General features: G+C 69.7%; 14 protein-coding genes. 2 read left to right on the top strand and 12 right to left on the bottom strand.

Going from position 1 to position 13,873, the window contains the following annotated elements:
* Positions 1-10 precede the first annotated feature (10 nt).
* The 3 genes from ACFCVM_RS00570 to recO all read right to left on the bottom strand — a co-directional run bounded on the left by ACFCVM_RS00570 (position 11) and on the right by recO (position 2,382).
* On the bottom strand, positions 11-763 hold the full coding sequence (locus ACFCVM_RS00570) for a Pr6Pr family membrane protein (RefSeq protein ID WP_375832658.1): 753 nt from the start codon (positions 761-763) through the stop codon (positions 11-13).
* 78 nt (positions 764-841) lie between these two features.
* A complete protein-coding gene (locus tag ACFCVM_RS00565) occupies positions 842-1,648 on the bottom strand; it encodes an isoprenyl transferase (RefSeq protein ID WP_375832656.1) in 807 nt (268 codons plus the stop codon).
* Positions 1,645-2,382, bottom strand: a complete 738-nt coding sequence (gene recO, locus ACFCVM_RS00560) for a DNA repair protein RecO (RefSeq protein WP_074259199.1) — start codon at positions 2,380-2,382, stop codon at positions 1,645-1,647. The genes ACFCVM_RS00565 and recO overlap by 4 nt, the downstream gene beginning before the upstream one ends.
* An 81-nt stretch (positions 2,383-2,463) precedes the next feature.
* On the opposite strand from recO, the gene ACFCVM_RS00555 reads away from it, so the two are divergent.
* Both ACFCVM_RS00555 and ACFCVM_RS00550 read left to right on the top strand, forming a co-directional pair.
* The gene (locus ACFCVM_RS00555) at positions 2,464-3,210 is read left to right on the top strand and encodes an SDR family oxidoreductase (protein ID WP_375832654.1); all 747 of its coding nucleotides are present in this window, start codon (positions 2,464-2,466) and stop codon (positions 3,208-3,210) included.
* On the top strand, positions 3,207-3,866 hold the full coding sequence (locus ACFCVM_RS00550; RefSeq protein ID WP_375832652.1) for a trimeric intracellular cation channel family protein: 660 nt from the start codon (positions 3,207-3,209) through the stop codon (positions 3,864-3,866). The genes ACFCVM_RS00555 and ACFCVM_RS00550 overlap by 4 nt, the downstream gene beginning before the upstream one ends.
* Positions 3,867-3,940: 74 nt before the next feature.
* Here ACFCVM_RS00550 and leuA read toward each other — a convergent pair whose 3' ends face one another.
* The 9 genes from leuA to ACFCVM_RS00505 all read right to left on the bottom strand — a co-directional run bounded on the left by leuA (position 3,941) and on the right by ACFCVM_RS00505 (position 13,860).
* Entirely contained in the window at positions 3,941-5,716 is a 1,776-nt protein-coding gene (leuA, locus tag ACFCVM_RS00545) for a 2-isopropylmalate synthase (protein WP_375832650.1), read from the bottom strand.
* A gap of 226 nt (positions 5,717-5,942) precedes the next feature.
* Complete coding sequence (locus ACFCVM_RS00540; RefSeq protein WP_375832648.1) at positions 5,943-7,340, bottom strand: ABC transporter permease; 1,398 nt, start codon at positions 7,338-7,340, stop codon at positions 5,943-5,945.
* Positions 7,340-8,101, bottom strand: coding sequence for an ABC transporter ATP-binding protein (locus ACFCVM_RS00535; RefSeq protein ID WP_375832646.1), 762 nt, complete (start codon positions 8,099-8,101; stop codon positions 7,340-7,342). Before ACFCVM_RS00535 ends, ACFCVM_RS00540 begins: the two co-directional genes overlap by 1 nt.
* A 103-nt stretch (positions 8,102-8,204) precedes the next feature.
* Positions 8,205-8,876 (bottom strand): response regulator, encoded by a 672-nt coding sequence (locus ACFCVM_RS00530; RefSeq protein ID WP_375832644.1) that lies wholly within the window; start codon positions 8,874-8,876, stop codon positions 8,205-8,207.
* Entirely contained in the window at positions 8,873-10,060 is a 1,188-nt protein-coding gene (locus ACFCVM_RS00525; RefSeq protein WP_375832642.1) for a sensor histidine kinase, read from the bottom strand. Before ACFCVM_RS00525 ends, ACFCVM_RS00530 begins: the two co-directional genes overlap by 4 nt.
* 121 nt (positions 10,061-10,181) lie before the next feature.
* On the bottom strand, positions 10,182-11,075 hold the full coding sequence (era, locus tag ACFCVM_RS00520; RefSeq protein WP_375832640.1) for a GTPase Era: 894 nt from the start codon (positions 11,073-11,075) through the stop codon (positions 10,182-10,184).
* Positions 11,068-12,384, bottom strand: coding sequence for a hemolysin family protein (locus tag ACFCVM_RS00515; RefSeq protein WP_375832638.1), 1,317 nt, complete (start codon positions 12,382-12,384; stop codon positions 11,068-11,070). Before ACFCVM_RS00515 ends, era begins: the two co-directional genes overlap by 8 nt.
* 1 nt (position 12,385) lies before the next feature.
* On the bottom strand, positions 12,386-12,847 hold the full coding sequence (ybeY, locus tag ACFCVM_RS00510) for an rRNA maturation RNase YbeY (RefSeq protein WP_056008422.1): 462 nt from the start codon (positions 12,845-12,847) through the stop codon (positions 12,386-12,388).
* A complete protein-coding gene (locus ACFCVM_RS00505; protein ID WP_375836606.1) occupies positions 12,844-13,860 on the bottom strand; it encodes a PhoH family protein in 1,017 nt (338 codons plus the stop codon). Before ACFCVM_RS00505 ends, ybeY begins: the two co-directional genes overlap by 4 nt.
* Positions 13,861-13,873: the final 13 nt, after the last annotated feature.

Here is a 13,873-nt window from a genome sequence, read left to right as displayed (position 1 = left end):
CGGAGCCGGCTCAGCCGCCGTTCGTTCCGTCGCTCTTCGACCGTGGCCAGGTGCGGGAGACCCAGACGACGAAGACCGCCACGACGGCGAACGTGAGCGAGATGACGAGCACCCAGAACGAGACACCGAGATATCCGTCGTCCTGCCGTTCGGGGTTCAGGAACGGATAGGGGTACCACGTCTGCACGAGCTTCACCTGGTCGTAGACCAGCGGTCCGCGGAGCAGCGTGTAGGCGACCCACGCGATGGGGAACGCGAGGATGATCCAGACCCGCTTCCACTCGAGCCGCTGTCGCCCGGGTGCGAAGAGCCAGTCGGCGAGGAGGAACACGGGGGCGATCACGTGCATGACCTCATTGGTCCACGGATGCGGGTCTTCCGCGGCTCCCGTCACCGCGATGCCGCGCAGCAACAAGTTGTAGACGAGGCCCGTGATGACCATGTACGTCGTCGCACACGCGCGCACGACCGCGAACCAGGTCGGATCGGGCAGCCGCCCGGCGACGGCGAGGCCCGCACCGAGGAGCAGCACGATCGCCGCGAGCACGTTCGACTCGATCGTGAAGTAGCTGATGAAGTTGACGTTGAGGGTGACGAGGTCGACATAGCCCTCGTCGATCCACGACCCGTACGCCCCCTGGTACGTGACGATCGTCGCCGCGATGACGGCCACGGCCATCACGCATCGGAGCACCGCCCAGACGAGGGCAAAGGCGCGCTGCCGGGAGACTGCCGTGGGCGCGGGTGCAGTGGAGACGGTCACGCCGCCAGCGTAGCGCCGGCGCGGGCGGAGTTGCCCCGTCACGCGCGGGCCTCGGCCGCCTCGGACGCCTCGGCCGCTTCAGCTCGCGGTCGGTGCGTCGATCGCACCGCCGAAGCGACGGTTGCGCCCGGCGTAGAGCTCGATGGCCTGCCAGAGGTCGACCCGCGAGAAATCGGGCCACAGCGTGTCGAGGAACACCATCTCGGCGTACGCCGACTGCCAGAGCATGAAGTTCGAGGTGCGCTGCTCCCCCGAGCTGCGCACGAAGAGGTCGACGTCGGGCAGGTCGGGCACGTAGAGCCGCTTCGCGATGAGCTTCTCCGACACGGCCGACGGTCGAAGGCGACCGGATGCCACGTCGTCGGCGATCGACCGCACGGCGTCGGCGATCTCGGTGCGCCCGCCGTAGTTCACGCACATCGTGAGGGTCAGGGTGTCGTTGCCCGCCGTCAGCTGCTCGGCGACCTGCAGCTCCTTGATGACCGAGGCCCACAGGCGCGGACGCCGGCCCGCCCAGCGGATCCGCACGCCCCACTCGTTGAGCTGATCGCGCCGGCGGTGCAGCACGTCGCGGTTGTAGCCCATGAGGAAGCGCACCTCTTCGGGCGAGCGCTTCCAGTTCTCGGTCGAGAACGCGTAGACCGAGAGGTGCTTCACGCCCGCCTGGATGGCACCGGCGACGACGTCGAGCAGCGCCATCTCGCCGGCCTTGTGCCCCTCGATGCGGGTGAGTCCGCGGCGGTTCGCCCACCGCCCGTTGCCGTCCATCACGATCGCGACGTGCGCGGGCACGGCACCCTTCGGCAGGGCGGGCGGGTAGAGCCCGGTCCAGTCGAGCGGCCGGTAGGGCACGGCGTCGCGATGTGTGTAGGGCTTCGGGCTCACTGGGCGGTCGTCTCTCTGGATACGTGCGGCAGCGAGCGGAGGCCTCGCTCGAGGTGCCACTGGGTGTAGGCGGCGATGATGCCGCTGGCCTGGCCGCGGTCGCGGTCGCTCGACGCCTTCGCGAACGCCCAGTCGCCGGCGAGCAGTGCGCCGAGGAGCGCCACCGTGGAGCCGGCGATGCGGGGTGTTCCGGGCGGGGCGCACTCGTCGCAGACGACGCCGCCGAGTTGCACGACGACGGCCGTGTGCTCGCCAACCTTGCCGCAGCGCGCGCAGTCCTGGAAGCTCGGCGCCCATCCCGCGAGGGCGAGGGCGCGCAGCAGGTAGGAGTCGAGGGTGAGGCTCGCACCGTGCTCGTGCCGTGAGAGCGAGCGCAGGGCGCCGACGAGCAGCAGGTACTGCTGCAGGGAGCCCTCGGCCTCGGTGAGCTTGTCGGCGGCCTCGACCATGGCGTTCGCGGCCGTGTAGGCCGAGTAGTCCTGCGTGATGAGGGCGCCATAGGAGCCGAGCGACTCGGCCTGCGTCACGACGTCGAGGCTCCGGCCCTCGTAGAGCTGCAGGTCGGCGACCATGAACGGCTCGAGCCGCGAACCGAACTTCGAGCCCGTGCGACGCACGCCCTTGGCGACGGCGCGGATCTTGCCGTGCTGCCGGGTCAGCAGGGTGACGATGCGGTCGGCCTCGCCCAGTTTGTGGGTGCGGAGCACGACGGCTTCATCTCGGTACACGGGCACCCTTCATTCTCCCACCCCGCACGGCCGAACCGGCCGAAGCGGATGCCGCGGCGACCCGAATCCGCGTGCTTGACTGGGCCCATGGGAGAGATCCTCGTCACGGGAGCGACCGGAACGGTCGGGCGCCGCCTCGTCGAGCGACTCCGCGACCGTGGAGACACGGTGCGGGCGCTCAGTCGCCGCAGCGGACCGGGCCTCGTGACCGGCGACCTCGCCACGGGTGACGGCATCGAACAGGCCGTCGACGGGGTCGACACCATCGTGCACCTGGCGACCACGAATCGAGACGACTCCGGCATCGCCCGGACCCTCGTGACCGCGATCGGCCCGGAACTCCGACCTCACCTCGTGCTGCTCTCGATCGTGGGCATCGACCGCAATCCGCTCGCGTACTACCGCGGCAAGCTCGCGACCGAGTCGGTGGTGGCCGCGTCGGGCGTACCGCACACGATCCTCCGGGCGACGCAGTTCCACACCTTCGTGACGTCCCTCCTCGACGCGCAGCGGTACTCCCCGGTCATCGCGGCGCCGTCGATCAGTCTGCAGCCGATCGACGTGGGCGATCTCGTCGGCCGACTGGTCGAGCTCGTCGACTCCGCTCCGACCGGGCGCGTGCACGACATCGGCGGCCCCGAGGTGCGCACGTTCCGTTCGCTCGCCGAGGCGTATCGCACGGCTCGAGGCTCCCGTCGCCCGATCATGCCGCTGCGCCTCCCCGGTGCGACGTTCCGCGCCTATCGCGACGGCGCCGCCCTCGTTCCCGACGGGCAGACCACGACCGTCACCTTCGAGCAGTTCCTCGCGGCGCGTGATTCACTGGTGCCGTGAGCTCCGCACTCTTCGTCATCCCGCTCTGGCTCGACCTCACCGCCGTGGCGATCGGAGCCATCCAGGGCGCGATGTTCGCGGCCCGGCTCACCGAGCGCCGCATCGACCTGCTCGGCGTCGCGCTGATCGGCGTGCTCGTCGGACTCGGCGGCGGTCTGCTCCGCGATGTCCTGCTGAATCAGCCGCCGGCGGCGATCTTCGACAACTGGTACATCCCCGTTGCGACGGCGGCGGCCTTGCTCGGCATGCTGCTGCTCCGGGTGTTCACGCGGCTCAACGGACTCATCATCGCCCTCGACGCGGTCACGATCGGCCTCTTCGGCGCGATCGGCACGACGAAGGCGCTCGCCTACGGCGCACCTGTCGTACCGGCGGTCTTCGTCGGCGTGCTCTCGGCCGTCGGCGGCTCGATCCTGCGTGATGTCGCCCTGAACCTGCCGATCGCGCTCATGCACGTCGGCTCGCTCTACGCGATCGCCGCGACGGTCGGTGCGGCGCTCCTCGTCGTGCTCGTCGCGCTCGGGGTCAACGTGCTCGTGGCGGGCAGCGCGTGCGTGGTCGTGACCACCCTGATCAGGCTCGGCTCCGTGCGCTTCGGCTGGAGCCTTCCCGAGCAGCGGGCACTCGGCTCCTGGAAGGTCTGGCGCCGGGCCTGACGCCAGCGCCCTGAACGAGCGGATGCCGCGTGCACACCTCGTGCACGCGGCATCCGACCTCGATCAGACTTCGATCAGACCCCGACGGCCTCGCGCTCGGCCTCGGCGGGCACGGCGCTGCGCAGCGCGCGGTTGACCGCGGAGACGACCGCCTTCAACGAGGCCGTGGAGATGTCCGCATCGATGCCGACACCCCAGAGCACGCGGCCCTCGACCTCGAGCTCGACGTAGGCCGCGGCCTGGGAGTTGCCGCTCGCCGCGAGCGTGTGCTCGACGTAGTCGCGCAGCTGCACCGAGACGCCCTCGGCGCCCAGCACCGCGAGGAACGCGGAGATCGGGCCGTTGCCGCTCGCGTCGGCCTCGACGCGCTCGTCGCCGTCGCGCAGGCCCACTCGCACGTTGACGACGCCGTCGAGCGCGCTCTCGGTTCGCAGCGACAGCAGTTCGAACCGACCCCACTTCTCGTCGGGGCGCTCCTGCGGCGCCGGCAGGTACTCATCGTTGAAGACGCGCCAGATCTCGTCGCTCGAGACCTCGCCGCCCTCGGCGTCGGTCTTGGCCTGCACGACGCCCGAGAACTCGATCTGGAGGCGCCGCGGCAGGTCGAGCGCGTGGTCGGTCTTCAGCAGGTAGGCGACGCCGCCCTTGCCCGACTGCGAGTTCACGCGGATGACGGCTTCGTAGCTGCGACCGAGGTCGCGCGGGTCGACGGGCAGGTACGGCACGGCCCACTCGAGTTCGCCGAGGGCGACGCCTCGGCGCTCCGCCTCGGCGTCCATGGCTTCGAAGCCCTTCTTGATCGCGTCCTGGTGCGAGCCGGAGAAGGCCGTGTAGACGAGGTCGCCGGCCCACGGATGACGCTCGGGCACGGGCAGCTGGTTGCAGTACTCGACGGTGCGCTTGACCTCGTCGACGTCGGAGAAGTCGATCTGCGGGTCGATGCCCTGCGTGAACAGGTTGATGCCGAGCGCGACGAGGTCGACGTTGCCGGTGCGCTCGCCGTTGCCGAAGAGGCAGCCCTCGATGCGGTCGGCGCCGGCGAGGTAGCCGAGCTCTGCGGCGGCGACGGCGGTGCCGCGGTCGTTGTGGGGGTGCAGCGAGAGGATGACGTTCTCGCGGTGGGCGAGGTGCCGCGACATCCATTCGATGGAGTCGGCGTAGACGTTGGGCGTGGCCATCTCGACGGTCGCCGGCAGGTTGATGATGACCTTGCGCTCGGGCGTCGGCTCGAAGATCTCGATGACCTGGTTGCAGACGTCGACCGCGAACTCGAGCTCGGTGCCCGTGTAGCTCTCGGGCGAGTACTCGTAGAAGACCGTGGTGCTGGGGATGGTCGACTCCATCTCACGGCACTTTCGCGCGCCGTGCAGGGCGATGTCGATGATGCCCTGCCGGTCGGTGCGGAAGACGACCTCGCGCTGCAGGATGCTCGTCGAGTTGTAGAGGTGCACGATGGCCTGCTTCGCGCCGGCGATCGACTCGTAGGTGCGCTCGATCAGGTGGTCGCGCGCCTGTGTCAGCACCTGGATGGTGACGTCGTCGGGAATCGCGTTGCCTTCGATGAGGCTGCGCACGAAGTCGAAGTCGGTCTGGCTCGCCGAGGGGAACCCGACCTCGATCTCCTTGTAGCCCATCTTGACCAGGAGGTCGAACATGATGCGCTTGCGCTCGGGGCTCATCGGGTCGATGAGGGCCTGGTTGCCGTCGCGCAGGTCGACGGCGCACCAGCGCGGTGCCTGCTCGATGCGCTTCGACGGCCACGTGCGATCGGGCAGGTCGACGCGGATCTGCTCGTGGAACGGTCGGTAGCGATGCACGGGCATCGACGACGGCTGCTGGGTGTTCTGCATGGGGTGCTCTTCTCGCTTACGGATGGGTTTCAGCCGACGACGAACTCCGCAGCGAGGGAGGCCTGAGAACTAGGACTCGCTGCGGCAGCTAAGGAGAAGCAGGCCGTGAAGCACACGCCAAGGCTAACACCACCGCTCTTCGGTCGCGCAACATGACGGAACGAGCGGATGCCTCCCCCGACGCATCCGCTCGTTCCGTTCCCCTCCGCACCTCGCGTTCAGCTCCCTAGTCGACCGCGAGGGCGACCACCGGCGAGACGCGCATCGCGCGCCGCGCCGGGGCGATGGAGGCGACGAGCGTCAGTGCGCCCGCCGCCACGAGCAGTCCGCCGAACAGCGCCCACGGAATGCCGGGAAGCACGAACGTCGGCTCGCCCTGGGCGCCGCCGAGCAGGGCCTGGGCACCCGCCCAGCCGTAGCCGAAGCCGAGCACGATGCCCGTGACGGTGGCCGCGAGCGTGAGCGCCGCGCTCTCGACGACGATCATGCGACGCAGCTGCCGGCGGTCGAAGCCGAGCGCGCGAAGCAGGCCGAGCTCCCGAGTGCGCTGCATGACGCTGAGCGAGAGGGTGTTCACCATGCCGATCGCGGCGATGAGCGCGCTGAAGCCGATGAGCACGGTGAAGATCGCCACGGTGACGTTCAGCATCTCCTCGATGCCCGCGTAGACCTCGGGCTGCGCCTCCGCCGCGGCGACCAGCATCGCCCGATACGACTCCATCGTGACCGAGAAGGTCGTCACGAGCGTGACGCCGATCACGAGGCCGATCGTCATGCGCGAGCTCCGCTCGGGGTGGCGCACCGCGTTCTCGGCAGCGAGCCGCGCAGCGGGCGACGCACCGAACAGGCGGCCGACGAGGCGCAGCACCGGCGGCATCACGACGTGGGCGCCGAGCACGATGCCCGTGAACGAGACGAGGCCGCCCACCATGCCGACGAGCACGCCGTACGGCTCGGTGAGGCCCCAGATCACGCCGGCGACCAGCAGGGCGATGCCCACGATGAAGAGCACGAGGGCGGTGACGTTGCGGCCGCGGCGACGGCCGAGCTCCTCGCGGTCCTGCTCGTTGGCGTTGCCGATCGCCTGGATCGGGCGCACCCGCAGCACCCGGCGCGATCCGACCCACGAGGCCAGCCATGTGGTGATGACGACCGCGATCGCCGGCAGGACGACGGAGACGTTCAGGTAGTCGTAGTCGGTCGCGGGCATCAGCTCGTTCGCGACGGAGACCTCCTCGAGCCCGAAGGCGATCGCGGTGCCTGCGACGACGCCGATCGCTGCGCCGACGACGCCGATCAGCAGCCCCTCACGGGCGATCTGCGCACGCTGCGCGCGAGCGCTCGAGCCGATGAGCCGCAGCAGGGCGATGAGCCGGGTGCGACCCGCCACGACGGTCGAGACGGTGTTGGCCGTGACGATCGCGCTCACGTAGACCGCGATCACGATGAAGACCACCGCGACGATGCCGAGCATCAGCGCGACCGTCGAGCTCTGGCCGGTGACGTCGTCGGCGGCGATCGCGGCGGCGAGCAGCCCCGTGATGTGCAGCAGGGCGACGCCGAACGTCCCCGCGAGCGCTGCGACGAGGAGTGTCGGCCACTGGTCCTTCAGCCGCGTGTGCATCAGGCAGCGACCTCCATCGAGAGCATGAACGAGGAGATCTCCTCTGCGCTCGAGCGGCCCGAGTCGCGCACGATGCGGCCGTCGGCGAGGTAGAGGATGCGGTCGGCGTGGCTCGCGGCGACCGGGTCGTGCGTGACCATCGCGATCGACTGGCCGTAGCGCGCGCTCGCAGCAGCGAGCAGGCCGAGCACCTCGCGTCCGGTGCGCGAGTCGAGGTTGCCCGTCGGCTCGTCGGCGAAGACGAGGTCGGGTCGGGTGGCGAGGGCGCGGGCGATCGCCACGCGCTGCTGCTGCCCACCCGAGAGCTCGTGCGGGCGATGCCCGATGCGGGGCCGGAGGCCGAGCGTGTCGAAGAGCTCGTCGATCCACGCCTGTTCGTCGCGCGTCGGGCGACGCCCGTCGAGATCGAACGGCAGCATCACGTTGCCGCGCACGTCGAGGGTCGGCACGAGGTTGAACGACTGGAAGATGAAGCCGATGCGCCGACGGCGGAGCACGGTCAGCGCGGAGTCGGAGAGCTCGGTGATGTCGGTGTCGCCGAGCCATACCTGGCCGTTCGTCGGCGAGTCGAGGCCCGCCATGATGTGCATGAGCGTGGACTTGCCCGAGCCCGATGGGCCCATGATGGCCGTGAACTCCCCACGGCGGAGGCCGAGCGAGACATCGTCGAGGGCGGTCACGGTGCTCGCACCGGTTCCGTAGCGCTTGCCGAGTTCGGCGACGCGGGCGATCAGGCCGAGGTCGGAGGGTTGGATCTGCATGCCTTCGACGCTACGGACGGCATGGGCACCGGGGCATCCGGCTCATGGATGGTTCGCCGTCATCCTGCAGGATGACCCGCCGTCACCCGCGAGTGCCGAGCGGTCAGGGAGCTGCCGGGAGATCGTGCTCGTAGGCGAACACCACGAGCTGCACGCGATCGCGGAGCCCGAGCTTGGCGAGGATGCGGCTCACGTGCGTCTTCACCGTCGCTTCCGAGAGGAACTCGGATGCCGCGATCTCGCCGTTGCTGAGGCCGCGCGCCGCGAGTGCGAAGATCTCGCGTTCGCGGGGCGTCAGCTCCGCCCAGGCAGCGGGAGCCGGGCGCCTGCCGCTCCCCCGACCCACGTGCGCGAAGAGCGCGCGGGTCGCCGCCGCCGCGATCACCTGATTGCCCTGGTGCACCGTGCGGATCGCCGCGAGCAGGAATTCGGGGTCGGCGTCCTTCAACACGAAACCGCTCGCACCGGCGCGGATCGCGCGCGCCGCGTTCTCGTCGAGGTCGAAGGTCGTCAAGACCAGGATGCGCGGCGGGGCGACCCCGTCGCGATCGGCGGCAGCGAGGATCTGCTCGGTGGCCGCGATGCCGTCCTGCACGGGCATCCGCACGTCCATGAGTACGACGTCGGGACGTTCGCGGCGCGCGAGGTCGACGGCGGCGCCGCCATCGCTCGCCTCACCGACGACCTCGAGGTCGGGCTGGGACTCGACGAGCATGCGCACTCCGGCGCGGAACAGGGCCTGGTCGTCGACGAGGGCCACACGGATGCCGCTCATGCCGGCCTTCCCGCCTGCGCCGGAATGCGCGCGGTCACGCGGAACATGTCGTCGGCGCCGGCCTCGACGAACAGCGTCCCGCCGGCGAGCTGCGCCCGTTCGCGCATGCCCGGAATGCCATGGCGGAATGCGTGCGACTCGGGGGCGGAGGCATCCGCTCGTCTGGCGTTCACGAGCGAGACCGTGACGCCGTCGGCATCCCAGCTGAGTCCGAGGTGCACGGGTGCGGAGACGTCGCCGTGGCGGAGTGCATTCGTGAGGCCTTCCTGTGCGATGCGGTAGACCGCGATCTGGTGGCCGGTGCCGAGCGGCAGCCGCTGCCCGGTCTCGGTGAAGCGGAGGTCGAGCCCGGCCGCGCGCACCTGGGCGAGCAGGCCGTCGAGGTCGTCGAGCACGGGCTGGGGCGCCCCTGCCTCGTCGTGGCGGAGTTCGGCGAGGAGCAGGCGCACGTCGCCGAGCGCCCCGCGCGCGACGGCCGCGATGGTGCCGAGGGCGTCGATGGCGGCCTCGGGCCGAGTGGGAGCGGCGAATCGGGCACCGTCGGCCTGTGCGATCACGACGGCGAGCGAATGCGCCACGACGTCGTGCATGTCGCGTGCGATGCGGTTGCGCTCCTGCTCGACGACGTAGCGGTACTCGACGAGCTGGCGCTCGCGGTTCGCGACCTCTTCGCGCCGCCGCACCTCTCGCGTATCGCGAACGGAGCGGACGAGCAGTCCCGCCGTCCACGAGAGCACCAGCACCGCGATGGAGGCGACGAACAGCACGAGCGTCAGGACGACCATGCTGACGGTGTCCTGCGGACCGACGAACCCGGCGTTGTCGATGAGCGGCTTGACGACCGCGAGATAGCCGGTCGCGAGGAGCGCACCGACGCCCGCGGAGACGAGGCCCAGCCACTTGACGAGTCGTCCGCCGTGGGCAGCCGTCGAGTACAGCACTCCGAGCACGGCGGTGTCGTACAGCTGCAGGTCGCGCAGCCACAGCATCTGCACGAGCGCCCCGCCCCAGGCGAGGCCGAGCGACCACGCGGGCGACACGCGGCGCATCGCGAGGGCGGCCGAGAACGCGAGAAGTGCGACGATATCGGCCCACTCGCCGAGCACGGCGAACGGCATGCACATGAACGCGAACACGACGGCGAGCACGATGTCGGTCGTGAGCTTCGCGCGGCTGATCCTCATGGGCACCGATCCACCGTACGCGCTCGGGCGGCTGCGGGCCTCAGCGGGCGCGCGGAATCATCCTCGAGTCGTACACGGCGAGGGCCGTGACGACCGACTCCGCTCGACGGCGTCGAACGCCTCAGAAGCCGAGGCGGCCGAGCTGCTTCGGATCGCGCTGCCACTCCTTGGCGACCTTCACGTGCAGCGCGAGGTGCACCTTGCGACCGAGCAGGCCCTCGATCTGCGCGCGGGCGGTCGTGCCGACCTCGCGCAGCCGTGAACCGCCCTTGCCGATGATGATGCCCTTCTGGCTGTCGCGCTCGACGTAGAGGTTCGCGTAGATCTCGAGCAGGTCCTTGTCTTCGCGCTCGACCATGTCGTCGACCGTCACCGCGATCGAGTGCGGCAGCTCATCGGAGACGCCCTCGAGCGCGGCCTCGCGGATGAACTCGGCGATGCGCTCGCTCGTGTCCTCATCGGTCAGCGTCTCGGCCGGGTAGAGCGGCTGGTCGGATTCGGGCAGCAGCGCGAGCAGTTCGTCGACGAGCACGTCGAGCTGATCGCCCTGCGGTGCGGACACCGGGATGATCGCCGCCCACTCGCGCAGTTCCGAGACGGCGAGCAGGTGCTCGGCGATCTTCGACTTCGACGCAGCATCCGTCTTCGTGACGATCGCGACCTTCTTGGCCCGAGGGTACTGCTCGAGCTGCTCGTTGATGTAGCGGTCGCCCGGCCCGATCGGCTCGTTCGCCGGCACGCAGAACGCGATCACGTCGACGTCGCCGAGGGTCGACTGCACGAGCGAGTTGAGCCGCTCGCCGAGCAGCGTGCGCGGCCGATGCAGGCCCGGCGTGTCGACGAGGATGATCTGGCCGTGCTCGCGGTGCACGATGCCGCGGATGGCGCGGCGCGTCGTCTGGGGCTTCGAACTCGTGATCGCGACCTTCTCGCCGACGAGGGCGTTCGTGAGCGTCGACTTGCCGACGTTCGGCCGCCCCACGAACGAGACGAATCCGGCATGATACTCAGCCACGGGTGTTCCTTCCATCGGTGTCGCTCGACTCGAACGCGCTCTGCACGTCGATGAGCGCCTGGTCGCGCTCGACGAGGATCGTCGAGATGCGCTTGCGTCGGCCTTCGGTGCGCTCGGCCTCGAGCAGGAGGCCCGAGACCGTGACCCGCTCGCCGGGCTGGGCGAGACGGCCGAGCTCCTTCGCGAGCAGGCCGCCCGCCGAGTCGACGTCGTCGTCTTCGATGTCGAGTCCGAAGAGCTCGCCGAGCTCGTCGATCGGCAGCCGCGCGTTCACGCGGAATCGCCCGCCGCCGAGGTCTTCGACCTGGGCCGCTTCACGGTCGTACTCATCGGAGATGTCACCGACGAGCTCTTCGATGACGTCTTCGAGGGTGACGAGACCCGCGATGCCGCCGTACTCGTCGACGACCATCGCGAGGTGGTTCGACTCGAGCTGCATCTGGCGGAGCAGTGCGTCGGCCTTCATCGACTCGGGCACGAAAAGGGCCGGGCGCACGAGCTCGCCGACCGTGAGCCCCTCGGCATCGAGCGGCCGTTCGAACCCGAGCCGCGCGAGGTCGCGGAGGTAGAGCACGCCCGTCACGTCGTCGGCGTCACGCTCGACGACGGGGATGCGCGAGTAGCCCTCTTTCAGGAACACCGCCATCGCGTGCGGCAGGTGCGCCGCGGCCTCGATCGTGACCATGTCGGTGCGCGGCACCATGACCTCGCGCACGACGGTGTCATTGAACTCGAAGATCGAGTGGATGAGTTCGCGGTCGCCCTCTTCGAGCACGTCGAGCTCGGTGGCCTCGTCGACCATGCTGAGCAACTGCTCTTCGCTCGAGACCCCGGCGAACCTGATGCGGCCCGGCGTCACGCGGTTGCCGAGCGAGACGAGCGCGCCGGCGAGCGGTCCGAGCAGCACGCGCAGGAAGTGCACGAGCGGTGCCGTCAGACGCAGCACCGTCTCGGCGTTCACGCGGCCGACGCTTCGGGGGCTCGCTCCGACGAGCACGAACGAGACGGCGGTCATGATGAGCGCCGAGTAGAGCAGCACCAGCCACACGTTGTCAAGGAAGGAGGCGAAGGCGAGCGTCACGAGCACCGCCGCCGTCGTCTCGGCGATGATGCGCACGAAGTTGACGGCGTTCACGTGCGCGCCGGTGTCTTCGGCGATCGCGAGCAGCGATCGCCGTGCGCGCGACTCGAACGCGAGGTCCGTCACGTCGGCGCGGGAGCTGGACGCGATCGCCGAGTCGACGGCGGCCATGAGACCGCCGAACGCGACGAGCACGAAGGCCACGCCGAGGAAGAGCCAGGGCTGCATGTCAGCGGCGCCGCTCCTGCATCGAGAATCCGACGAGGATGTCGCGCTGCACGCCGAACATCTCCTTTTCCTCCGCGGGCTCCGCGTGGTCGAAGCCGAGCAGGTGGAGGATGCCGTGGGTCGTCAGCAGCAGCAGTTCGTCGATGAGCTGGTGCCCGGCCGTGCGCGCCTGCGCCTCGGCGACCTGCGGGCACAGCACGATGTCGCCGAGCAGCCCGGCCGGAGTCGGCGCGTCATCGGTGCCCGGACGCAGTTCGTCCATCGGGAAGCTCAGCACGTCTGTCGGGCCGGGCTCGTCCATCCACTGCACGTGCAGCTGCTCCATGGCTCCCTCGTCGACGAGCACGATGGCGATCTCGGCGTCGGGGTGCACGTGCATCGCGTCGAGCGCGTAGACCGCCAGCCGCTGGATGGCGGCCTCGTCGACCTCGATCGCGGACTCGTTGTTGATCTCGATGCTCATGCCTTGCCCTTCCTCGGCAGGTGGTCGCGGGGGCCGGCGCCGCGCCGTTCGGCGCGATTGGCGAACTCGCGCGCCTGGTCGCGCTCGAATCGCTGCGCCTGCTGGCGTTGGTCGAACTCGGTGTAGGCGTCGACGATGCGGCCGACGAGGGTGTGCCGCACGACGTCATCGCTCGTGAGACGCACGAACTCGATGTCTTCCACGTGGTCGAGGATTCGCGTGACGAGCCGCAGGCCGCTGGCGCCGCCGGGCAGGTCGATCTGCGTGATGTCGCCGGTGACGACCATGCGCGAACCGAACCCGAGACGGGTGAGGAACATCTTCATCTGCTCGGGCGTCGTGTTCTGCGCCTCGTCGAGCACGACGAAGGAGTCGTTGAGCGTGCGGCCGCGCATATAGGCGAGCGGGGCGACCTCGACGGTGCCCGAGGCCAGCAGCTTCGGCACGAGCTCTGGGTCCATCATCTCGTTGAGCGCATCGTAGAGCGGCCGCAGGTAGGGGTCGATCTTGTCGGTGAGGGTGCCGGGCAGGAAGCCCAGACGCTCACCCGCCTCGACTGCCGGACGCGTCAGGATGATGCGGCTGACCTCTTTGCGCTGCAGCGCCTGCACGGCCTTGGCCATCGCGAGATAGGTCTTGCCGGTGCCGGCGGGGCCGATGCCGAACACGATGGTGTGCTCGTCGATCGCGTCGACGTAGGCGCGCTGCCCCTCGGTCTTCGGCCGGATGGTCTTGCCGCGGCTCGAGACGATGACCTGTCCGAGCAGTTCTGACGGTTTGGCGTTGGAATCGGCGTCGAGCATTCGGGCCGAGCTCCTCACTTCGGTGGGGGTGGGATCCTGCCCGGCGCGAACGAGCTCGAGCAGTTCTTCGATGAGTCGGCGCACGTGCATGCGCCCGTCGGCGTCGCCCCGGATCGCGATCTCGTTGCCGCGGACGTGCACCTGCACGCCGGGGTACTCGCGCTGCACCTGGGCCAGCAGTCGATCCTGGGGGCCGAGGAGTCGCACCATGGCGATTCCGTCG

Origin of the sequence: Agromyces sp. NPDC056389, assembly GCF_042262385.1 — a bacterium.
Classification (GTDB): domain Bacteria; phylum Actinomycetota; class Actinomycetes; order Actinomycetales; family Microbacteriaceae; genus Agromyces.
The sequence above is the reverse complement of the archived record's forward strand: the minus strand, read 5'-3'. Positions and strand labels throughout refer to the sequence as shown.